Here is a 20837-nt window from a genome sequence, read left to right as displayed (position 1 = left end):
AACGTCGAAACGTATAGTAATTTCCATGGCCTTCCATCGGATTTTGTCGGGTCAAAAACTATTTTTTAGAGACCTCTTCAGAAGAGTTTGGTGTTGGAATAGCTGATACGTAAGATGAAGTTTCGGCGCTTATCAAGGTGATCTTGGTCCCGTACGTAGGGTGCTCTACCTTATCGGCTATCATGTCGCGTTTTTGACACGTAACCTGGCTATGTTTTACAGACTCCATACCAATGTTACCATCTGTTTCAAAGTAACTGTCTGCAATTATTTCCCACTGATGTTTATGACTGAATAACTGCTAATTTATAGGTGAAATTAGAAAAAAATGATTCGATCAAATATGCAAATTATCCTCGCTTTGTGAGGCGGATGGGTATTTGCTGAAGCCATTTAATGATCATCGCGATCTTCAGCAGTTGCTGGATAAGGCGCTGGTGGCTTAGCCGAGATGACGTTTATGTTTTTGAATTTAAAAGACTTACATTTATCGCAAATTATAGGATATTGGAAAAGAAGCGCGTGTTGATCATAGAGAACGACCAGGATATCCGTCAGATCGTAACGTACATTTTAGATAACCAGGGTTTTGAAACTTTAAGTATTCCCGAGCCGCAGGAAATCAGCGAACTCATCACTTTTAATGCCGACCTCATCCTGCTGGATGAGTTTATTAATAACCACTATGGCCACCGTTTATGCCGAAAGATCAAACAGACCCCGGCACTGGCAGCTATCCCCGTCATTATCCTGTCTACCGCAAATGATATCGAACTGATCGCGACGGAATGCGAAGCCAATGATTACGTGCGCAAGCCTTTTGATCTGGAAGATATGATCGGCAAAGTTGTGCAACTGGTTAATCACCAAGCGGTAGGCTGAAATAAAAAGTTGATCCTTCACCCGGTTCGCTTTCCGCCCATACTTTGCCATTGTGGCGCTGGATGATCTCGGAACTCAGGTAGAGTCCGATGCCAAAACCGGCAATGTGTTGCGTTTGCGCGGCTTCCACCCGGTAATAACGGTCGAATATTTTAGCCAGATCCTCTCGGGCGATGCCCATCCCATGATCCCACACACTGATAACCACCGCCCCGTCTTTTACCATGCAACTGACTTCGATGCGGGTTGCTTTAGGCGAATACTTGAGCGCATTGCTGAGCAAGTTGGAGATCACCGGACCTATTTTGTCGCGGTCTGCCAATACTTGAATCGGCGAGGATCCTTTAAACTGGATCTCCTGGTTACCCGCGGTCAGGCTGGCCTCTTCAATGGCATCCGTGATAAGGTCAATAATATCGAACACTTGCTTATCAATATGGATCTTACCGGATTCCAATCGGGAAATAGTCAGGAACCCGTTGATCATTGCGGTCATACGCTTGACCTGAATACCGGCTTTTTCCATTGCACTGGCCAGAAAGGTATCCTCGCTGGTTTTTAATTTGGCGTTGGCCACCTGTATGATCGCTCCCAGCGAAGTTAGCGGTGTCTTCAGTTCGCGGCTCACCATACCGATAAAATCATTCTTACGGTTTTCGTCCAGTTTTTTTTCGGTGATATCCCGCGCGATCTTGGAAACCCCGATAATACGGCCGGTCTTATCCTGGATGGGAAAAACGGTCACCGACACATCGATGAGCCTGCCATCGCCAGTCTGCCTTTGGGTCTCAAAATGATCGATACTTTCACCCCGGGCGATGGTGGCCAGGATGCGCGGTTCTTCTGCATGGCGTTCTTTTGGGATCAGTTTATAAATGCTTTCGCCGATCATTTCTTCCGCTGTAAAACCAAACAGCCGTTCGGCAGAGGCATTCCAACTGGTGATCACGCCCTCCAGCGTTTTACTGATGATCGCGTCATGGGAATATTCAATGATGGCAGCAAGCTTGGCGCTTTTCTCTTCGGCTTCTTTCAGATCGTGGATATCCACCACTGTGCCGATAAACCGCACGGCTTGCTGCTGCTCGAAATAAACGCTGCCCTGCGCTTCGATCCAGCGGGTTTCCCCGGTATCAAAACGCTTGATGCGGTAATTGAGGCCATAGGAGCCATTGCCCGGCCGGGTCCATCGCTTGCGCTATCACGGCTTCGACGCGTGTGCGGTCACCCGGGTGGATATGTTCGGCAAAGTCGGCATAGGTGGGCGTTTCATTTTCGGCGATGCCGTAAACCTCGCGGCATTCCTTGGACCAGTAAAGGTCGCCACTTGGCGGGTCATATTCCCAAGTGCCCAGGCTGGTGGATTCGATGGCCATGCGCAGCCTGGAAGCGCTGGTTTCCAACTCGCGATTAACAGCCTGATAAAGCTGCTGCATTTCGGTCAATTCTTCGTTCGTGGTCGCCAGTTCCTCATTCGCCGCTGCCATTTCCTCGTTGATGTGCTGCAGTTCCTCGCGGGCGTTCACCTGGGCAGTGACGTCCACGGCCACGACCAGTATATCCGTGGTGTCCGTTCCGCCATCCGTGATCGGCTGGTAAACAAAGTTCAGATAGATCTCCTGCAACTGCCCCTCGTTTTCCAGCAGTGCTTTGACCTCGCTGCCGAAATAAGGGCGACCGGAGGTGAACACTTCATCCAATAATTGCAAAAAGGGTTGCCCTTGTATCTCCGGTAAAGCTACGGCCACTGGAAGTCCCATGATCGATCTGGTCTTGCCCCAGACCTTCAGGATCATCTTATTCGCCGAGGCAATGAGCAGTTCCCGGCCGTGCAAGACACCAATGGCTACCGGTGCGTCTTGGATCAGGTATTTGAAGCGGGCTTCGCTGCGCGCCAGCTGGGCATTAGTTTCTTCCAGTAGCTTGCGCGCGGCCACCCGTTCGGTAATTTCAAAGGACATGACCAATACGCCATTGCGCTGACCGCTTGCGTCCGTTAAGGGTTGATAGGTATAGTCCACAAAAGTTTCGCGGATGGAACCGTCGGCGTTTTCAAACAGCACCGGGCTTTCCTTGACATCAATGATCTCGCCGGTCGCCATTACCTGGCGTAATTGCCCGGCAAATGGTTGGTCGGCCAGATCAGGTAATATTTCTAAAAATGGTTTGCCGACCACTTCTGCTGCGGTTTTATGCCAGTAGTCCAGGTTGGCCTGGTTGATCATTTCAACGATCAGGTCATCCCCACGGATCACCACTACCGAAGCCGGCAGCATATTGATGATCAACTGCAATTGTTGCTGTTCGTCCTTACGTTGCTGCGCGGTTCGCTTGCGCTCCGTAATGTCACTGGCCGTCCCGAACCATTCTGTAATTTCGCCCTTGGCATTTAGGATAGGTACGGCCCGCGAGAAGGTCCAGCCGGTGGAGCCATCAGCCCTGTTGACCCGGTGTTCCAGTTCAAAGATCTGCTTTTTAGCTATTGCCTCTTTGATCGCGGCATTGGCCATTTCCAGATCATCCGCAAATATATTGCGCTCCCGCCAACCGGAGATCGGCTCCTGGGTGTCCAGTAAGAAACCGCGCCCGTCCAGCGGGCGCATCACTTCCCAATCAGCATTCAGGCTGTAAACCACGTCCGAGGTGGCCGTAGCCAACGCCCGAAAGCGTTCTTCACTGGCCGCAATGAACTGGCGTTCCTTCACCTGCCGGGTATTTTCAAAAAACCAAACGGCCACCTTGCTCACCCGGTCATCCGCATTCTTAACTGGTGCATAAACAAAGGTGACATCGATATGCTCTTCCTTGCCGTGGCGGATCAGCTTCAGTTCGACCTCATCGGCATGATAGGCTTCCCCGGTTTTGACTACTGCGTTGAGTGCAGCTTCATAGTATTGCCGCGCTTCCGCGAACGGTTCCCAATAGATGTACGACTAGATAATTATTTTGGATCGTCGATGAAGCGAATGAGACCTATGCGGCGAGGAAAAAACAATGGACGCATGAAAGGGGTTAACAAGCAGAACCTGCCACAAAAGATCTGCGTGGTTTGCAGCCCGCCGTTCACCTGGCGCAAGAAATGAGAAAAGGTTTGGGAAGAAGTTAAATATTGTTCGGATAAATGCAGGATCAACCGCTAATACTGACCTTACGGATGGATGAAGAAAGCCAAGCTTTTTTTGATGCGCAGCGTAAATTAAACTTTCCGCCGGAACGGAATTATTTGGCGGCGCACATCATGCTTTTTCACCAGTTGCCGAATGAAGCGGCCACTTATCATGTTTTGACCAGTGTAAATCAGGTGCCATTTACATTGGCGGTTACCGGCCTGATGAACTTAGGCGCAGGCGTCGCGTACCGGATCGAAAGCGAGGAACTGAATTTATTACACCGGTCTTTGAGCAAACAGTTTACATTGATCCCGCAAGACCGCCAAGGTTTTCGGCCGCATGTAACCATCATGAATAAAACCACGCCGGAAGCCGCACGTGCTTTAATAGCGGAATTGTCCGATGATTTTAAACCTTTTACATTTCGGGCGACAGGTTTGGACCTATGGACCTATTTAGATGGTCCCTGGCGATTTGAACAGCATTTTCCCTTTCGCTAAATTGCGCCATGAATATCCTGAGAAGTAACTGCTTTTTTGTTTTACCGCTCATTATCACGCAAACAGTAACTATTTACTGAGTATCTAACAATTCCCTGCACTGCTGCGCGATAGCCAGCTCCTCATTCGTAGGGATCACCAATATTTTGGTTTTTGTTCCGGCGATATTTAGATCGCGTATGCCGGGGGCACGGGTGGCGTTCTTTTCCTTGTCGATGTCGATACCGAAGAAGTCCATATCAGTACAAACCAGTTCGCGGGCAAAGGAATCGTTCTCGCCAACACCGGCGGTGAAGATGATGGCATCTAAACCGTTCAACGCAGCTGCATAAGCACCAATGAACTTTTTAACGCGGTAAGCATACATTTGGTAGGCAGTAACCGCTGCGTGATTGCCCTCGTTGTACAGTTTGCCAACGTCGCGCATATCGCTGGATCCGGTAAGGCCAAGCATACCGCTCTTTTTGTTCAACAGGTCCGATACTTCGGTCAACGAATATCCTTTGCGCTCCATCAGCCAGATCAATATCGACGGGTCGATAGTTCCGGTGCGTGTGCCCATGATCAGCCCGTCCAAAGGGGTGAGGCCCATGCTGGTGTCAATGCACTTACCGCCATCCACAGCCGCCATACTGCAACCGTTACCCAAATGTATGGTGATCAGCTTGGCATCCGGCTTATTAAGGTAAGCTGAAGCTTGTGCAGAAACATATTGGTGACTGATACCGTGAAAACCGTAAACCCTAAGATGATCTTCAGTATAAAATTCTTCGGGGATGGCGTAACGGAAAGCTTTTTCGGGGATGGTGCGGTGAAAGGCGGTATCAAAAACCGCCACCTGGATTGCCTGCGGGAACATCTGTTCGGAAACCTCGATGCCTTTGATGTGGCCGGGATTATGCAGCGGGGCTAATGAGTATAAAGCTTTGATCTTATCCTTAACCTCCTCAGTAATGCTGGTTGTAGCTGTAAGCGTTTCGCCGCCGTGTACCACACGGTGGCCAACGGTGGTTATCTGTGCCGGGTCTGCCAACACGGCAATATCCTCGCGTACCAATAAGGCGGCAAGTACCTGCATGCCCTCTTGATGGTCGGCTATAGATCGTTCGGCAATGATCTTTTGGTCTTCACCATTCAAGGTTACCTCGTGCACGGCGCGACTACCGTCTAAGCCGATACGCTCTACAAGTCCTTTGCAGATCGGCGTATCCGAGTCGCCTTTAAAGAGTTGATATTTGATGGAACTACTTCCGGAATTGATAACAAGTATGTACATGTGGTAGTGTAAGAATTAAAGTTCTGTCCCCTGGCTTTGGATGGCGGTGATGATCACCGTGTTAAATACGTCGTCAACAGTACAACCACGGCTCAGGTCGTTCACGGGTTTGTTCAAGCCTTGCAGCATTGGGCCAATTGCTAAAGCGCCGGTCTCGCGCTGAACTGCTTTATAAGTATTGTTACCGGTATTCAGGTCGGGGAAGATCAATACACTGGCCTGACCTGCCACAGCCGATCCCGGTAGCTTTTGCCTGCCAACGACAGGGTCTACCGCCGCATCATATTGTATCGGCCCTTCTACATGAATATCCGGACGTTTTTCTTTAACGATCTGAGTTGCGCGGCGTACTTTGTCCACATCTTCGCCAGAGCCTGATGTGCCGGATGAGTAGGAGAGCATGGCCACCCTTGGCTCGATACCGAACCGTTTACTGTTATCTGCAGATGATATGGCTATTTCGGCCAGTTCTTCGGATGTTGGATCTGGGTTTACAGCGCAATCACCGAATACCGAAACACGATCGGCTAAACACATAAAGAAGATGGATGATACCGTAGATATGCCCGGGCGTGTTTTGATGAATTGTAATGCAGGACGGATGGTATGCTGGGTAGTGTGTACCGCGCCGGATACCATGCCATCGGCTTCGCCTTTGTGTACCATCATGGTACCGAAGTAAGACACGTCGGTCATCATATCGCGGGCCATTTCCATGTTCACGTTCTTGTTTTTACGTAACTCGTAAAGCGTGTTCACATAGTCCTCGTATTGCGGGGATTGTGCCGGATTCACGATGCGCACCCGATTAAGGTCAAGATCTAAGCCCAAACGTTTTACCGATGCGGCTATCTCGGTCGGGTCGCCTAAGATGGTCAGGTCTACCAGATCTTGAGCGATCAAGCGGGCTGATGCTTGCAGGATGCGGTCGTCGTTGCCCTCAGGCAGTACGATCATCTTTTTCTGACGCTTGGCCCACTGTGTCAATTGATACTGGAACATGTGCGGGGTCATGGCATCCGAGTGGAAGGTCATGATCTGCTTGTTCAAAGCCTCCACATTTACATAGCGGTTAAAGGTCTCTATCGCCAGTTGTATCTTTTTTGTATTCCCCGGGCGGATGTTTGACCGAACGGAGGCAATGCGATTAGTGGTCTCGAAAGTACCTGTCCCTACCGACATGATCGGCACGATATGTTGCAGACCTTCGATAAGACGCATTACTGGTTCTTCGGGTACACTACCTGCCGTTAGTACGATACCGGCCACCCGTGGATAGCTGGACGACATATTGGCCTGTAGGGATGCTATGATGATATCGCCACGGTCGCCGGGGGTGACGATCAATACGTTCTCTTTTAAATAATTTAAAAAGTTAGGCACCTGCATGGCCCCGGTCACAAAGTTATCTACCGGGTTTTCCAGTTGGGCTTCGCCAAATAATACACGGCCGTCCAAATGTTCAAAGATCTCGGCAACGGTAGGGTTCTCCAAGGACTTATCCGTTGGGATCACCGAAGCTAACACCGTATCCGGCAATTGGGCTGTAAGCAAAGCGCGGATATCATCGGCCTGTTCAGGCTTAACACGGTTAACGATCAGCGCTACCACTTGGATATCCTGCTGATGATAAGCTTGCCAAAAGTTCATGGCCTGCTGCATAATTTCGGCTATGCTGCTATCCTGTCCCGATACCAGTAGTATCACAGGCGCATTCAGGTTTTTGGCGATGAGTTTATTGGTCTCAAATTCAAAAGCGGTAGCCTGGCCTGCAAAGTCGCTACCCTCTACCACCGTAAAGTCCGACGCGGCTTCTAAGGCCTTAAACTTGCTGATGATAGTGTCCAGCATCTCGCCCTGTTTTTGGTGTTGCAGCAGGTCTAACGCCTCTTGCCGGGTAAAGGCGCAGGCATCATCATAAGTTTGCGGCAGCTGGAAATGGGTGAGTACGGTATCAATGTGGCTATCCTTTTGCTCGTCGCCGTTAACTACGGGTTTAAAATAACCTATCTTTTGGGCCTTGCCCAAAAGCATGTTTACCAGCCCGAGCGCGATCATGGATTTACCGCTATACGGTTCGGCAGAAGAAATGAAGATGCTTTTTGTCACAGTAGCGAGTTTGTTGCAAAGGTACGCATCAGGCGGCCTGTGTGCGCCCCGTTAGCGTAAATTTAATATCATTTAATTCGGTCAGTATAAGCCCGATCTTTGTTTGCAGACCGATAAATGTCTCGATCAGGCCAACTTCCACAGCCTCTTCCTCATCAACCAGCAACAGGCAAACTTTGTTCATGAAGATGGCAATGTTGCGCCTAAGCAAAGCCCTGTCGTGGCAGGCATTGTTATAAAGGTCGGCCAGGTTGACGTCGGGAATGGCCTTTAGTAAAGCCATGGCTTCGTCCTCGGTATGGGCCAGTTCGTTCAGCCAGTGCTGGCCGGTAAAGTAAAGTTCCTGTAGTTCTTTTGTCAGTTCGGGGTCGTGGGGATGGTTGGCGATATTCATGATCTTGTGGCTTTTGTTAATACAAATATCCGCGTTGATCAAAACGTACCCGGCAACTACGGTCATCCCCTAAAATGACCTTCGTCACTATTTTAAACCTCTATCTCGTTCAGCATCTCGACTAAATTGGCGTTGGTGATGGGCTTTACATAAAAGTTAGATACCTCGCGATAGCTTGCCGCTTTTATGCGGTCGGCATGGTCTATAGAAGAACTGACGATGTAAACAGTGATCTTTTTAGGGATATCGAATTTAACAAATTCATCTAAGAACTGCCAGCCATCCAGCACCGGCATATTGATATCCAGCAGGATTACGGAAGGCAAGGTCTCGGGCGAATGCATGATCGGTTTAAGGTAGCGCAGTGCTTCGTCACCATCATTAAATACCAGTATGCTGTCGCAAAAATCGATCAGCCGCATTTGCTTGGACATGAGGAAGGTGAACATCTTATCGTCGTCTATAAGACAGGCGATGTCGAATTTTTTCATACGTAGACAGGGTTGAATTGTACAAAGAAGGTTGTGCCAACACCGGGCTGGCTTTCTGCCCAGATCTGGCCGCCCATAGCCTCTACCTGGTTCTTGACCAGGAACAAGCCCATGCCGCGTGCATCCGGGTGTCGGTGGAAGGTTTTATACATGCCAAATAGCTTATGGCCATGCAGTTTAAGATCTATACCCAAGCCGTTGTCGGCTACAGATAGCAGCGGAACACCATCGCAAAATATAGTGCGGATGATCAGCTCGGGCCGGCGATCGGGATGACGGTATTTTAAAGCGTTGCTGATGAGGTTGACCAATACGCTCTCCAGATAAGCCGGGTCAAAAGCCACCTTAACATCATCCGGAACGTCCTTAATAATATTAGCCTGACTGGCCATAATGCTTGGCGATAGTATGGTAAGCACACGGTCCAACTCGCGGGTCAGTGGTAGTTCGGGGCGTTCTTTTTCTTCGCCGGCATGTATGCGTACGATCTCGTTCAGGTGTTCTAATGTCTCTAAAAGATTAGCGGCATTGTCATCCAACAGGCGCAACATCTGGTCTTTTTCCGCCTCGTCTTCCTCTTGCTGGATCATGCTGGTGAGCATGCGGATATTGCCCGAGTGGGAGCGGAGGTTATGCGATACGATATGCGCGAAGTTAAGCAAGCGGCCATTTTGATCGCGGATGATCTCCATATTACGCTTGCGCTCAGTAACATCCTTTATCTGCGATACAAAATATAGCGGTTCGCCCAGATCGTTGCGTACTAACGATACATTGAGCAGCGCCCAGATCAAACGGCCATCGGCATGGTAGTAGCGTTTCTCCATGCTGTATGTACTGATCTTGCCGGCTATTAGTTGCTGCAACTGTTTAAGGTCGGCATCCAGATCGGCCGGGAAAGTAAAATCCTGAAATGTGTGTTGCAAAAAGTCCTCTTCGGCGTAACCGAATAGTTCGCATAAACTCGTGTTCACTTTGATCCATCCGCCCGTTAATGATACCAGCGCCATCCCTATAGGGGCGTGGTCGAAAGCGTTGGCAAAGCGTTGCTCACGCTCTTCAAGTGCTTTTAATAATTTTTTATGCGCTGTAATGTCCTGTATAGTGCCATAGATCCGCACGCATTTACCTTTTGAGTACTCAGCCTGAATGCGGATATTGACACATTTATGCGTACCCTTAGCCCCGATAAGTTCAAGATCAGCAGATTCAGGCGACCCGGATAATACGGCCCTGTCTATCAAATGCCTCGCTTTTACGGGATCTTTGTAATATGACAAAGCTTCATCGACAGAAGGGTAAGCCACCTCACCTAATTCTAATATCACGCGTACTACATCGTTCCAATATATCACGTCTTTTACAAGGTCGTGCTCCCAAATACCAAGGCCGGCCAACGGTGCTATATTTTTATAAAGCCTCAGTTCAGTTTGCATTAGGGTTTGATCGCGTAATTATTGTGTGACAAGATAGCATTTACGTAATGATCTTGCAAACCACATATACGGCAGAAGGGGCAGGGCGGATGTTGGATATCTTACCGTATTATTGGCAAATTCCATTAATTTAGTAGCCTTAATTGTAGCACCATGTCCGAATACCGCATCCCACTCAAGTACCGTAAAATGGAGAACCTCCACATCGTTTTTTGGTTGCTAAAGGATATCGGTTGGTGTTTGATCTGTAAACCGCTGGGCATAGTCATGATCTTCCCTACGCTGATCATTGCACTGGTGATCGCCTGGCGTACGCGCGAAATGGCGGCCGAATTGTACCACAACCTGGCCATGGCTTTTTGGATAAGCGCCAACTCTTACTGGATGTGCATGGAGTTTTTAGAACTGGACGAGGTAAAGGCCATTGGCAAAGTAACTTATAAACAACTTACATTGGTCCCTTTCCTTTTGGGATTAAGTTGCCTGATATACTATTACCTAATTTACAGTGTCCGCCACAAGGACAGGCCTGATATGGTTTTTGCAGACGAGCAAAGCGAGGTAAAGGAAGCATCGGTTAAGTAATAAATACCATATCGGTAAAAAGTGCCACAAATACTACAATTGATGCCATGGTGTGTAAAAACACTTGGCGTACCTTTGTAGTACAATGAATAAGCGGTTCCCTGTATATGATATATGTTCCCTGTCCGATGCTCAGGACGAGGACATTCTGGTCAGCCGCTTTGCGCCTTATTTGCAGGTGCATCAAAATTTAAAATTACCACACAAGCATAATTTTTACCACCTGGTATTATTTACCGAAGGTGGTGGTACGCACGCTATCGATTTCGAGCAATATCCGGTTTTGCCATATCAGATCTATTTTATGATACCCGGGCAGGCGCATAGCTGGAGCTTTGAGGAGCATGTAGATGGTTATGTGATCAATTTCTCTGTACCGTTTTTAGAAAGCTTTTTGTTGAAACACGATCATCTGGAGCAGTATTCCTTCTTCAACGGTATCCCCGATAGATCCGTGATCAACATCCCGGAGGCATTTCGTGCATCGATTATTGATCTGTTCGAAAATATCCTGCAAGAGGCTGCCCAACCCCAACAACAAACTACTGATATGGTCCGTACGCTGTTGCTGCAGTTATTTATTAAGGTAGGCAGGATCGTTGGTCCAAGGCAAACACCTTCGGTTACGGGTTACAATTATACCTTATTAAAGAACTTTCAAAAGCTGGTAGAAGCCAATTATCATATCCTGAAGTTGCCTAAGCAATATGCCGAACTGTTGTTCATCACGCCCAACCACCTGAACGCTCTTAGCAATAATTTGCTGCAAAAACCGGCGGGAGAGGTGATCCGCGAACGGGTAGCATTGGAAGCTAAACGCCTGCTTATCAACTTCGATCTGACGATAACCGAGATAGCCCAAAGGCTGAACTTTGCAGATAATTCTTACTTCAGCAAGTTCTTTAAAAAGCAGGCCGGCCTATCGCCCGAAGAATTTAGGAATAAAATAAAAAACGCAACGATATGAATACCGTATCCAACAACAATAAACAGCTGAGTTTAGTTCCCGGCGAATTTAAGTCGGCTCTGCACGCTAAGTGCCCTAAATGCCGCACGGGGAATATGTTCGCTAACGGCATGTATAGCTTCTCGGGCCAGCAGATGCATAAGGAATGCCCGCACTGCAACTACCGTTTTGAAGTGGAGCCGGGTTACTTTTACGTGGCCATGTTCGTTAGCTATGCCATGAATGTTGCCCTATTGGTTACGATGGGTGTAGGTACCTATATATTGACCCATAGCGAGAACCCTTGGTTATATCTGGCCACTTTGCTGATCCCGGCCTTTGCTGCATCGCCCATTAGTTTTAGGTATTCGAGGGTGATCTTGTTGTATTGGTTAACGCCGGGACTACATTTCGATATCAAAAGAATGGCCGGCAATAAATAAGCTTGACCGACCATAGCCGTAGCCGGATATGTTATATTTGCGCCAACATCATATTGGTTATGCAAAACATCAAAAACATCATATTCGACTACGGTAACGTTATCTTTAGCATCGATTTTAAACTGGCCCAGCAGGCCTTCACAGACTTGGGGATCGGCAACGCCGACCAATTCTTCGGCCACCGTCAGCAGGACGCTATTTTCGACGCGTTTGACAAAGGCGAAATAACCGCCGCCCAATTCCGCGATCGCATCCGCGAGATAGCCGCTAACCCCGCTATTACCGACGAACAGATCGATGCCGCCTGGAACAGTATGCTCCTTGGCATCGCCGAAGGCAACCACGATCTGTTATTGAAGGTGAAAGATAAATACCGCACATTCTTAATGAGTAATATCAATGATATCCATTACTCGCACATCATGAATTACCTGCGTCGCGATTTCCAATTCGAGGGTAACGATCATTTGTTCGAACGGACCTATTACTCGCACCTGGTAGGCAAGCGCAAGCCTGATACTGCCTTTTTTCAGCAATTGCTGGATGAGAACGGACTGGTAGCTGCCGAAACCTTATTTATAGACGATAGTCCGCAACATTTGGTAGGGGCAGAGGCTTTGGGGATACAGACCTTTTTGATGACCGCGCCGGATACACTGCAAAAATTTTTTGAGCGTAATGGGTTGTTGTAGCCAAGCCGCCGCGCTAAATTAATTTTGCTCCCGTCGTTGGTGTCCTCACAAACGACCATTGACACGGTGTTATAGTTGCCTGTTGGGACACAGACAACGGGGGCGGAATAACATTAAACCGCCGCGCTAAAAGAGTTTTGCGTGATGGCGAAAGCTTCGTAAGCTACGTCCTCGTTATGGTCTATGGTCAATTGTTCGTAATTGATCAGGTCCATCACGGTCATCACAAAAAAGAAACCGCCGGTAAAGAAATACATAATTGCCCAGGTGGTCTGTCCTAACATCAAACGGTGCAAGCCGGGCACAAGGATACTGGCTATACAATACATCTTAATATCCTCGGGGTTTTTGCGCTTGGTGGCGTAGATGTTCAGGAAATAGGCTTCCTGTTCAGCGGTAAGTCCGGCCGTTGCGCGTTGCAGCATGGTCAGTTCTTGCGATGTCATTCCCGGGAAATTCATATAAGCGTCTTTAGCGTCCATGGCTGTTAGTTTTTGGTGATCTTTTTAAAATGTACCCAAAGGTAGCGCGCTAAGGATGTTTGGCAAAGACGACAAAGCCGAACCGTGGTAAGAAGTCGGTCAACGGCACTATTTTATCGGTGGATCATCGTGATGGAACAGATCCCTCCGCTATTGCCCGGCTTGATGCCTTGCTGTTCGCTTATATCTTCGCCATATTTTATACCAGTGCTTGTTGTTGGGATAATGGCGGTGTTTGGTCATGTTATTAAAGATCAGAGCGACGATCAGTAGGATCACCGCACCGCTCAAAACCGGACTGATCACATAAAAATACCCCAGCGCATGCACCTTAGCCGAACCTACGTTGGCTATCAGCGCGGTCGCACCGCCGGGCGGGTGCAGGGTCTTGGTCATTTGCATCACCACGATGGATGCAGATACCGCCAGTGCCGACGACAACCAGATCTCGGTTCCGAAGAGTTTAAACATGGTCACCCCCACAATGGCCGACAGCACATGCCCGCCGATCAGGTTCCTTGGCTGCGCCAGCGGACTATTGATCACCCCATAGATCAGCACCGACGATGCCCCGAACGAGCCTACCATGAACAAATTATCGTAAGCTGTAAAATACTCGCTGCTGATCAGCCCGATCAACCCAATACCGACAAATGAGCCAATGAATGTCCAAAAATGCTCGCGGTAATTTACAAGAGTTTCTTTGTAGACAATGTATCGCGCCTTGCGTACCTGCCGATGGATGTGTTTGATCATAGTAGTGCCGGCAAAAATAAATAAAAAAGCCGACCTTAAGGGTAGTCTTTGTACATGATATGGGCGCGTACAATGACTATGGTCTATTGGTAGTCACAGTCCGCTCGTAATGCTATCGTTCGAAAAAGATCTGATAAAAGATGGCGAACGATCCGGATCCTTTTATATATTTATAGGACAAAAACCATATCATCGCAATGAAGAAAATTTTTACCCTTGTCCTTTTTACAATCATTTTTTTAGCGCGCCTTTCTGCGCAAGACACCTCTTCGGTAGCTTTTAATATCGATTCGCTCGATAAAATGTTCAAGTACCAGCATGGCACCGTCAAGATCGGCAATGGCATAGGTACCATCACTGTCCCGGCCGGGTTTAAGTACCTGGATTCGGTACAGGCCTTAAAAGTACTTACCCATATCTGGAATAACCCTAAAGAACCCAACATGACGCTGGGCTTTATCCTGCCCGAGAAGCAGAGTGTACTGGCCGAACGCGGCTACGTATTTAACATCCAATACGACCCCATTGGTTACGTAAAAGACGATGATGCCAAGGATGTTGATTATGAGGAGCTGCTCACCAATATGCAAAAAGAGACTAACGAGGCTAATGCCGAACGCGAAAAGGCGGGCTACCCGCCAATGACGCTGGTTGGCTGGGCATCTAAACCATTTTATGATGGCCAGCGGCATATCCTGCATTGGGCAAAAGAGATAAAATTTGGCACCGATAGCATCAACACACTCAACTATAATGTGCGTGTGCTTGGCCGTAAAGGTGTGCTGGTGCTCAACGCCATATCCACCACGCGCGACCTCAGCATCGTTAAAGCCGATATACCTCACGTATTGAACATCGTTAACTTTACCGATGGCTATAATTACAACGATTTTAACCCCGATATTGATAATGTAGCGGCCTGGACGATCGGGGGTTTGGTGGCCGGTAAAATACTGGCCAAGGTGGGCTTCTTTGCGTTACTGGTGAAGTTTTGGAAATTCATCATGATCGGTGTGATCGCGGCTTTTAGCTTTATTAAAAAGTTCTTTACCGGCAAAAAAGATAAAGAGGAGGCCGTGGCAGAGGACGGAACTGATGGTAACGGCGCGGCCGAAGATGTTTCTACTGAACCGATCGTGGCAGAAAATACATCGGCCGAAACAACTATTGCTGAAACAGAACAAGAAACACGTTAAGCGCTTTATTTTTAATGCTTGCAAGGTCTCCCTAATTGAGGCCTTGCAAGCATTTTTTGACCCGCTGGTCAAAGTAATTCCGTTACCGTTTGATAGAAGATATTATCGACTGCTATGCTTAGCAAAAAACAGCTTGGCCTTGTATTGCTTGGCATCTTACTCAGTTTTGGTGTGTACGCACAACCTTTCAACTTTCCGTTAAACATCCCAAGCGGCAAGCAGGGGCAATTCCATGTGCAAGGTGTGGCGATAGATAAGGTGAATGGTTTTGTTTACTTCTCGTTCACGGATAAACTGGTCAAGACCGACCGCCAAGGCAACCTGATCGGCAGTGTTACCGGCCTCACCGGCCACTTGGGCGATATTGATCTGAAGGTGGACGAGAACAAGATCTACGGATCCCTGGAATATAAGAACGATGCCATCGGCAAAAACATCAGTAATAAACTGGGCGTAGCCGAAAAGAAAGATCAGGTAGGTTTTTACGTGGCGATATTTGATGCCGCACGCATCGTTCGGCCCAATATGGATGCCCAAAAGGAGGACCTGTTGCAAACAGTCTGCATTCGGGAAGCGGTGAAGGATCATAAGGATAGCGTTATCGTCGACGGTAAAAAGCTGGCGCACCGATATGCCTGTTCGGGAATTGATGGGCTGACCTTTGGTCCGGCCTTCGGTGCAATTAAAGACAGTAAACAATATTTATATGTGGCTTACGGCATTTATGGGGACACTACCCGGACCGATAACGATCACCAGGTGATCTTACGTTACGATGTTAAAGATTGGGGCAGATACGCCCGCCCACTGAGTCAGGATGATCTGCATACCGCCGGGCCTGCAAAGCCATTGGATAAGTATTTTATCCGCACAGGAGCTACCAACTATGGCATCCAAAATTTGGCCTATGATGCATCGACAGGTAATTTCTTCGCAGCGGTTTATAAGGGTAAAAAGTCGCGCTACCCCAATTACGATCTGTTTATGATAGATGGTCGGCAAAAGCCTGTCAAACGTACATTGATACCGGACGGCGAACAGGTGAAGATGTTAGCACTATCAGCCGCCGGGCTAAAAGACCCTGCAACGGGGATCCGTGGCTGGCGTTTTGAATGGGGGTCTACAAGGCTGTGCCCTATGGGCGACGGTAAATTCTACATCTCGCACAACTCGAAAGATAAGGACGGGCAGCAGCAAACTGTTTTGCATTTGTATCAATGGGTGGGGAGCGAGGAAGAGGCTTTTATGATGTATCGATGATCGGCATAAATTACGCCATGAGCGATCAAAGCAATAGCGATGCACCACAATGTTTGCAGAAAAGCGCGTCGCTATCGTGCCCTTCGCGGCCGCAATTGGGGCAGGATTCAGGCAATTCCTTTTTTTGTCGGGCGGCAACCGCAATATCATGTGTTATTATCCCGGTAGGTACGGCGATGATGGCGTAACCGATCAGCATCACTACAGAAGCTACGAATTTACCCATGGGCGTTATGGGCGAAATATCGCCATAACCTACTGTAGTAATGGTCACTATGGCCCAGTAAATGCTTTCGGGGATGTTGGAGAATCCGTTCTCTCGCTTTTCGACCAGATACATGATCGAGCCCAGGATAACTGTAAGCGTAAGCACGGTCAATAGAAATATACTGATCTTTCTGACGCTACCTTTTAATGCGGTGGTCATAAAGTTGATCTCGCTCAAAAACTCACCTAACTTAAATATGCGGAACACGCGCAATAAACGTAAGGCCCTAAATACCAACAACGCCTGGGCGCCGGCAAAAAAGATGCTTAGGTAAGATGGAATAAGCGCAATAAGGTCTATCAAACCTAATATGCTGAAGACGTAACGCCATGGTTTTTTAATGCTGACGAGGCGGAGTATATATTCGGCAGTGAACACGATGGTGTAGATCCATTCCAGCCGGTTAAACAGTACACCGTATTGGCCATGTAGACTTTGAACACTGTCCAGCATTACCACAATAACGCTGGTAAAAATGGCGATGAGCAACCCAACATCAAAGGCTTTGCCGGCTTTGGTGTTCGATTCGTAAATGATCTCGTGAAGATGAAATTGCCAGTCCTTTTTGTCCTGCTCAGCCATTATTTGTGTACAACGTAAGTTGAAAAGATACTCCTATAAGTAATACAGTTGTTTTGCCCTTATGTTTAGCGATCAGAGATCTTAAGGGTTGCCTGTCGCTCGCGCAAGCGACCGGAGTTATCGTTAACCGTCCCTTCAACCTGAACCCGATAGAACGACAAGCTTTTGCGAAGCATCTGCTTTGTGCGTGTGGGCAAAACTTGCAGTGATAGCGGGGCTGCTGCTTGCGAAGCACTACTGCCGCTCGTTTTCTAATTCTTTTTAATAGTCCACGCACAAAGCCTTATCTTGGTGGCACCTTTAAAACTTTCATCTATTTATGCGTAAACTTATCCTTGTGCTGCTTTTTATAGCTATTTGTACCAGCGTATTCGCCCAAGGCAAACCCAAAACTGTTTATGTGATCGCCGACGGTATCCCGGCCGATGTGTTGGAACGCTTGGATCTGCCGAACTTCAAGCGGATCATCAGCGCGGGGGCTTACACCCGCATGCATGTGGGCGGTACCAAGGGTGGTTACGATCAAACGCCGACCATATCTGCTGTGGGGTATAATAGTTTGCTGACGGGTGTTTGGTACAACAAGCACAACGTGCCCGATAACGATATTAAAGAACCGAACTATAACTATCCGCATATTTTCAGTCTGCTTAAGAAACAATACCCGGATAAAAAGACCGCCATATTTTCGAGTTGGTTAGATAACCGCACCAAGCTGCTGGCCGATGGTTTGCCGCAAGTGGGTGGTTTTAAGACCGACTTCCATTTTGACGGTTACGAGTTGGATACCATCCGCTTTAAGCACGATAAAGAGAAAAGTTACATGCATCGCATAGATGAGCAGGTAATAGCCGACGCTACCGCCACCATCCGTAAGGATGCGCCCGACCTATCATGGGTGTACCTGGAATATACCGACGATATGGGCCACATGTATGGCGATAGCCGCCAAATGGAAGCCGCTGTAAAAATGCTGGACGAGCAGATGGGTAAACTGTACGATGCCATCACCTACCGCAAAACACGTTTTAAAGAAGATTGGCTGATGGTGATCACTACCGATCACGGTCGCGATGAGCGAACTGGTAAAGGCCACGGCGGGCAAAGCCAGCGTCAACGTACCACCTGGATGGTGACCAATAAACACAACCTGAACAGTTATGCGGGGCACTATCAACCGGCCATTGTAGATATTATGCCTACCATAGCCCGCTTCATGAAGGTGAATATCCCGATAGATGTGCTGCGCGAGGTAGATGGCACACCACTCACCGGACCAATATCTGTAGCTAACTTGGTGGTAAATCACTTTCAGGATAAGATAGATGTGAGCTGGATTCCCTTGGCAGGCGAAGAGAACGTAAAAGTATGGCTGGCCACCACCAACAACGTAAAGACCGGGGGTAAAGACGAATATCAGTTGATGGCCGAAGTCCCCGTGCAGCAGGGCCACGTTTTAATAGACGTAATAAAGTATCCATCGGCATTTTACAAAGTGGTATTAGAGGGGCAGTATAACACGCTGAATAAATGGATAATTGAAGCAGCGCCTAAACAATAAGGTTGTAAACGCCGTATAAAAGAGGGTATAACCTTACCCCAAAGTTATAACAAACAGGCTATTTTGCCGCTTTAACACTGATATGGCCATTAACACCCCCACCCGCAACTATGGCATGGATCTGTTACGCGTACTGGCGTGCTACATGGTAATTCAGGTACACGCCGGCGAATTTTACTATATCCATAAAGATGGCGATGTGCTGCACACAGCCGATGCCTCGATAGTGGGTTGGTATAATTCACTCTTCCGTATCTGTGTGCCGCTTTTTGTTGCCATGACAGGTTTTTTCATGTTCCCCGTGGGCGATAGTGCTAAATTTTTTAAGAAAAGGCTGGGCAGGGTATTGGTGCCCTTTGTGCTTTGGTGCAGCATTTACGCCGCCGGGCATTACGTGCGCGAGAATGCCACCATTGAGGAGACCCTGATCAACCTAACCCATATTCCCATAAATTACGGATCAGAAGTGGGGCACCTGTGGTATGTGTATATGCTGATCGGCCTGTACCTTTTCGCGCCCATTATATCGCCGTGGGTACAAACGGCCACTCGCAAGGGCATGGAGTTTTACCTGGTCATTTGGGCCGTTGCCTGTAGTTTGCCTTACATCCACTTGTTATTCCCCGCAGTTTGGGGCGAGGTTTGGTGGAACCGGACACCCTTGTTATATTACTTTTCGGGCTTGTTAGGGTATGTGATCTTGGCTGCTTACATCAAAAGGTTCCACATGCCGGCCCGCAAATGGAACTATTATTTGGGCGCCGCACTCATCATTGTTGGTTACCTCATTACCGCTTTAACTTTCCAATGGCGTTTGCCTATATCAGAAAAAGTTTGAACGCTGGAGCTATCCTGGGGTTTTGATACCGTCAACGTAGCCATGATGACCGCCGGGGTGCTGCTCATCATAAAGAATATCAAATTAGGCGATCCCGACAGCTGGTGGATGCGCATCATGACCGACATTGCCGCCAAAAGCTACGGCATTTACCTGGCCCACATCATCGTACTGAATACCGTTTACGAACTGATAGACACCGAATTTAGCACCGCCGCTGTCAAGATCCCCGTCATAGCCGTGGCCTTTTTCATCGGCACGACATTGCTGGTTAAAATGCTGTCGTACCTGCCTAAGGGTAAGTGGCTGATCGGTTGATCAATTTTTGAAAACGAACGGTTTGTGATTTTTGGCGGACGGTAGCCCCGCTATCCCTGCAAGTTGTGCCCCTCCCGCACAGGCCTACGCTTCGCAAAAGCTTTTCGTTCTATCGGGTTTAGGTTTAAGGGGTTCCTCATATCGATCGGTGGTTATTTACCACGGTGGCTTGCTTATTGCTTGCTTATGGTTATGATAAAGCATTTGAGCATCACCATCGCCATTATATTTCTTTCATTCGGCCAACTGTCCGCGCAAACCACTGCTCAGCAGATAGCCAACATCAGCAAACATGTCACCCGTGTCAATACCATCCAGCTGCAACGCAAGCACTACGAGTTTATGTGCGACGAAAAAATGAAGGTTGACTATTACTACGACAAAGGGCAGATCGTAAAAATATCTCTCGACTATGGCACCATCGGCGATGTGTACGCCTGCGAGGATCATTATTATCAGAACGGTAAACTCATTTTTGTTTACGAGTTTGTAGAAGGTGGCCCCGCTTGCGAAGGCTGCATCAAAAAGAACGAATACCGATCTTACATCTACAACAGCAAAGTGATCAGATACCTGAAAAACAGGTCGGTTGCCAAATGCCGTAAATGTCAATTCGGGCCGGCATCCAAGCAATATAAATTGCTGAAAGTGAAGACCGAGGCAGAGATAAAACGGGTATTGTGCGGGGTAAGGAGATAACCGGTCGAGAATG

Annotated in this window: 23 protein-coding genes and 1 pseudogene; 13 read left to right on the top strand and 11 right to left on the bottom strand. The window is 48.1% G+C overall.

Going from position 1 to position 20837, the window contains the following annotated elements; translation table 11 throughout:
* Positions 1–58: 58 nt before the first annotated feature.
* Positions 59–229 (bottom strand): hypothetical protein, encoded by a 171-nt coding sequence (locus IRJ16_RS13665; RefSeq protein ID WP_194112173.1) that lies wholly within the window; start codon positions 227–229, stop codon positions 59–61.
* A 167-nt stretch (positions 230–396) separates the two neighbouring features.
* On the opposite strand from IRJ16_RS13665, the gene IRJ16_RS13660 reads away from it, so the two are divergent.
* Positions 397–882: a response regulator gene (locus tag IRJ16_RS13660; protein ID WP_194112172.1), complete on the top strand. Its 486-nt coding sequence runs from the start codon at positions 397–399 to the stop codon at positions 880–882.
* On the opposite strand, the gene IRJ16_RS13655 is transcribed toward IRJ16_RS13660, so the two are convergent.
* Together IRJ16_RS13655 and IRJ16_RS13650 are read right to left on the bottom strand one after the other, a co-directional pair.
* Positions 860–1954: a sensor histidine kinase gene (locus IRJ16_RS13655; RefSeq protein WP_194112171.1), complete on the bottom strand. Its 1095-nt coding sequence runs from the start codon at positions 1952–1954 to the stop codon at positions 860–862. The two genes, IRJ16_RS13660 and IRJ16_RS13655, sit on opposite strands and share 23 nt — an antisense overlap.
* A gap of 61 nt (positions 1955–2015) precedes the next feature.
* A complete protein-coding gene (locus IRJ16_RS13650; protein WP_290246103.1) occupies positions 2016–3629 on the bottom strand; it encodes a PAS domain-containing protein in 1614 nt (537 codons plus the stop codon).
* 48 nt (positions 3630–3677) lie between these two features.
* On the opposite strand from IRJ16_RS13650, the pseudogene IRJ16_RS23125 reads away from it, so the two are divergent.
* A pseudogene (locus IRJ16_RS23125) lies at positions 3678–4022 on the top strand (DUF2256 domain-containing protein).
* A gap of 14 nt (positions 4023–4036) precedes the next feature.
* The gene (locus IRJ16_RS13635) at positions 4037–4492 is read left to right on the top strand and encodes a 2'-5' RNA ligase family protein (protein ID WP_228080124.1); all 456 of its coding nucleotides are present in this window, start codon (positions 4037–4039) and stop codon (positions 4490–4492) included.
* A gap of 73 nt (positions 4493–4565) precedes the next feature.
* On the opposite strand, the gene IRJ16_RS13630 is transcribed toward IRJ16_RS13635, so the two are convergent.
* Genes IRJ16_RS13630 through IRJ16_RS13610 form a run of 5 tightly spaced genes read right to left on the bottom strand, consistent with a single transcriptional unit; the run spans position 4566 to position 10198 of the window.
* Positions 4566–5768, bottom strand: coding sequence for an acetate/propionate family kinase (locus tag IRJ16_RS13630; RefSeq protein ID WP_194112169.1), 1203 nt, complete (start codon positions 5766–5768; stop codon positions 4566–4568).
* Positions 5769–5783: 15 nt separating this feature from the next.
* Positions 5784–7877 (bottom strand): phosphate acetyltransferase, encoded by a 2094-nt coding sequence (pta, locus tag IRJ16_RS13625; protein WP_194112168.1) that lies wholly within the window; start codon positions 7875–7877, stop codon positions 5784–5786.
* 28 nt (positions 7878–7905) lie between these two features.
* Positions 7906–8337: a hypothetical protein gene (locus IRJ16_RS13620; RefSeq protein ID WP_194112167.1), complete on the bottom strand. Its 432-nt coding sequence runs from the start codon at positions 8335–8337 to the stop codon at positions 7906–7908.
* 26 nt (positions 8338–8363) lie between these two features.
* Positions 8364–8762 (bottom strand): response regulator, encoded by a 399-nt coding sequence (locus tag IRJ16_RS13615; protein WP_194112166.1) that lies wholly within the window; start codon positions 8760–8762, stop codon positions 8364–8366.
* Positions 8759–10198: a sensor histidine kinase gene (locus IRJ16_RS13610; RefSeq protein WP_194112165.1), complete on the bottom strand. Its 1440-nt coding sequence runs from the start codon at positions 10196–10198 to the stop codon at positions 8759–8761. The genes IRJ16_RS13615 and IRJ16_RS13610 overlap by 4 nt, the downstream gene beginning before the upstream one ends.
* Before the next feature lie 153 nt (positions 10199–10351).
* Between IRJ16_RS13610 and IRJ16_RS13605 the strand changes: the two genes are divergently transcribed.
* The 4 genes from IRJ16_RS13605 (at position 10352) to IRJ16_RS13590 (ending at position 12864) form a co-directional block, all read left to right on the top strand.
* Positions 10352–10783 carry a hypothetical protein gene (locus tag IRJ16_RS13605; protein ID WP_194112164.1) on the top strand — a complete coding sequence of 144 codons (432 nt, stop codon included), beginning with the start codon at positions 10352–10354 and terminating at the stop codon, positions 10781–10783.
* Between the two features lie 85 nt (positions 10784–10868).
* On the top strand, positions 10869–11750 hold the full coding sequence (locus IRJ16_RS13600; protein ID WP_194112163.1) for an AraC family transcriptional regulator: 882 nt from the start codon (positions 10869–10871) through the stop codon (positions 11748–11750).
* Entirely contained in the window at positions 11747–12172 is a 426-nt protein-coding gene (locus tag IRJ16_RS13595; RefSeq protein ID WP_194112162.1) for a DUF983 domain-containing protein, read from the top strand. Before IRJ16_RS13600 ends, IRJ16_RS13595 begins: the two co-directional genes overlap by 4 nt.
* Positions 12173–12231: 59 nt before the next feature.
* Complete coding sequence (locus IRJ16_RS13590; protein ID WP_194112161.1) at positions 12232–12864, top strand: HAD family hydrolase; 633 nt, start codon at positions 12232–12234, stop codon at positions 12862–12864.
* 113 nt (positions 12865–12977) lie between these two features.
* On the opposite strand, the gene IRJ16_RS13585 is transcribed toward IRJ16_RS13590, so the two are convergent.
* Positions 12978–13346, bottom strand: coding sequence for a TM2 domain-containing protein (locus tag IRJ16_RS13585; RefSeq protein WP_194112160.1), 369 nt, complete (start codon positions 13344–13346; stop codon positions 12978–12980).
* Between the two features lie 150 nt (positions 13347–13496).
* A complete protein-coding gene (locus IRJ16_RS13580; protein WP_194112159.1) occupies positions 13497–14102 on the bottom strand; it encodes an HPP family protein in 606 nt (201 codons plus the stop codon).
* Between the two features lie 197 nt (positions 14103–14299).
* Between IRJ16_RS13580 and IRJ16_RS13575 the strand changes: the two genes are divergently transcribed.
* Both IRJ16_RS13575 and IRJ16_RS13570 read left to right on the top strand, forming a co-directional pair.
* Positions 14300–15298, top strand: a complete 999-nt coding sequence (locus IRJ16_RS13575; RefSeq protein WP_194112158.1) for a DUF2167 domain-containing protein — start codon at positions 14300–14302, stop codon at positions 15296–15298.
* A gap of 114 nt (positions 15299–15412) precedes the next feature.
* Complete coding sequence (locus IRJ16_RS13570) at positions 15413–16558, top strand: hypothetical protein (RefSeq protein ID WP_194112157.1); 1146 nt, start codon at positions 15413–15415, stop codon at positions 16556–16558.
* 25 nt (positions 16559–16583) lie between these two features.
* On the opposite strand, the gene IRJ16_RS13565 is transcribed toward IRJ16_RS13570, so the two are convergent.
* Positions 16584–17408, bottom strand: a complete 825-nt coding sequence (locus IRJ16_RS13565) for an ion transporter (protein ID WP_194112156.1) — start codon at positions 17406–17408, stop codon at positions 16584–16586.
* Between the two features lie 319 nt (positions 17409–17727).
* On the opposite strand from IRJ16_RS13565, the gene IRJ16_RS13560 reads away from it, so the two are divergent.
* From IRJ16_RS13560 to IRJ16_RS13550, 4 genes are all read left to right on the top strand, one after another.
* Positions 17728–18969, top strand: a complete 1242-nt coding sequence (locus IRJ16_RS13560; RefSeq protein WP_194112155.1) for an alkaline phosphatase family protein — start codon at positions 17728–17730, stop codon at positions 18967–18969.
* 82 nt (positions 18970–19051) lie between these two features.
* Positions 19052–19807 carry an acyltransferase gene (locus tag IRJ16_RS13555; protein WP_228080122.1) on the top strand — a complete coding sequence of 252 codons (756 nt, stop codon included), beginning with the start codon at positions 19052–19054 and terminating at the stop codon, positions 19805–19807.
* A 42-nt stretch (positions 19808–19849) separates the two neighbouring features.
* Positions 19850–20125 carry a hypothetical protein gene (locus IRJ16_RS22870; RefSeq protein WP_228080120.1) on the top strand — a complete coding sequence of 92 codons (276 nt, stop codon included), beginning with the start codon at positions 19850–19852 and terminating at the stop codon, positions 20123–20125.
* 186 nt (positions 20126–20311) lie between these two features.
* On the top strand, positions 20312–20824 hold the full coding sequence (locus IRJ16_RS13550; protein WP_194112154.1) for a hypothetical protein: 513 nt from the start codon (positions 20312–20314) through the stop codon (positions 20822–20824).
* The last annotated feature ends 13 nt before the right edge of the window (positions 20825–20837 follow it).

It is taken from the genome of Mucilaginibacter myungsuensis (genome assembly GCF_015222005.1).
Classification (GTDB): Bacteria; Bacteroidota; Bacteroidia; order Sphingobacteriales; family Sphingobacteriaceae; genus Mucilaginibacter; species Mucilaginibacter myungsuensis.
The sequence above is the reverse complement of the archived record's forward strand: the minus strand, read 5'-3'. Positions and strand labels throughout refer to the sequence as shown.

Excerpts from the sequence above, each read along its gene's own strand:
- IRJ16_RS13665 (WP_194112173.1), bottom strand. The coding sequence starts at position 229 with ATGGAGTCTGTAAAACATAGCCAGGTTACGTGTCAAAAACGCGACATG.
- IRJ16_RS13660 (WP_194112172.1), top strand. The coding sequence starts at position 397 with ATGATCATCGCGATCTTCAGCAGTTGCTGGATAAGGCGCTGGTGGCTT.
- IRJ16_RS13635 (WP_228080124.1), top strand. The coding sequence starts at position 4,037 with ATGGATGAAGAAAGCCAAGCTTTTTTTGATGCGCAGCGTAAATTAAAC.
- IRJ16_RS13630 (WP_194112169.1), bottom strand. The coding sequence starts at position 5,768 with ATGTACATACTTGTTATCAATTCCGGAAGTAGTTCCATCAAATATCAA.
- IRJ16_RS13620 (WP_194112167.1), bottom strand. The coding sequence starts at position 8,337 with ATGACCGTAGTTGCCGGGTACGTTTTGATCAACGCGGATATTTGTATT.
- IRJ16_RS13615 (WP_194112166.1), bottom strand. The coding sequence starts at position 8,762 with ATGAAAAAATTCGACATCGCCTGTCTTATAGACGACGATAAGATGTTC.
- IRJ16_RS13610 (WP_194112165.1), bottom strand. The coding sequence starts at position 10,198 with ATGCAAACTGAACTGAGGCTTTATAAAAATATAGCACCGTTGGCCGGC.
- IRJ16_RS13605 (WP_194112164.1), top strand. The coding sequence starts at position 10,352 with ATGTCCGAATACCGCATCCCACTCAAGTACCGTAAAATGGAGAACCTC.
- IRJ16_RS13600 (WP_194112163.1), top strand. The coding sequence starts at position 10,869 with ATGAATAAGCGGTTCCCTGTATATGATATATGTTCCCTGTCCGATGCT.
- IRJ16_RS13595 (WP_194112162.1), top strand. The coding sequence starts at position 11,747 with ATGAATACCGTATCCAACAACAATAAACAGCTGAGTTTAGTTCCCGGC.
- IRJ16_RS13590 (WP_194112161.1), top strand. The coding sequence starts at position 12,232 with ATGCAAAACATCAAAAACATCATATTCGACTACGGTAACGTTATCTTT.
- IRJ16_RS13585 (WP_194112160.1), bottom strand. The coding sequence starts at position 13,346 with ATGGACGCTAAAGACGCTTATATGAATTTCCCGGGAATGACATCGCAA.
- IRJ16_RS13580 (WP_194112159.1), bottom strand. The coding sequence starts at position 14,102 with ATGATCAAACACATCCATCGGCAGGTACGCAAGGCGCGATACATTGTC.
- IRJ16_RS13575 (WP_194112158.1), top strand. The coding sequence starts at position 14,300 with ATGAAGAAAATTTTTACCCTTGTCCTTTTTACAATCATTTTTTTAGCG.
- IRJ16_RS13570 (WP_194112157.1), top strand. The coding sequence starts at position 15,413 with ATGCTTAGCAAAAAACAGCTTGGCCTTGTATTGCTTGGCATCTTACTC.
- IRJ16_RS13565 (WP_194112156.1), bottom strand. The coding sequence starts at position 17,408 with ATGGCTGAGCAGGACAAAAAGGACTGGCAATTTCATCTTCACGAGATC.
- IRJ16_RS13560 (WP_194112155.1), top strand. The coding sequence starts at position 17,728 with ATGCGTAAACTTATCCTTGTGCTGCTTTTTATAGCTATTTGTACCAGC.
- IRJ16_RS13555 (WP_228080122.1), top strand. The coding sequence starts at position 19,052 with ATGGCCATTAACACCCCCACCCGCAACTATGGCATGGATCTGTTACGC.
- IRJ16_RS22870 (WP_228080120.1), top strand. The coding sequence starts at position 19,850 with ATGATGACCGCCGGGGTGCTGCTCATCATAAAGAATATCAAATTAGGC.
- IRJ16_RS13550 (WP_194112154.1), top strand. The coding sequence starts at position 20,312 with ATGGTTATGATAAAGCATTTGAGCATCACCATCGCCATTATATTTCTT.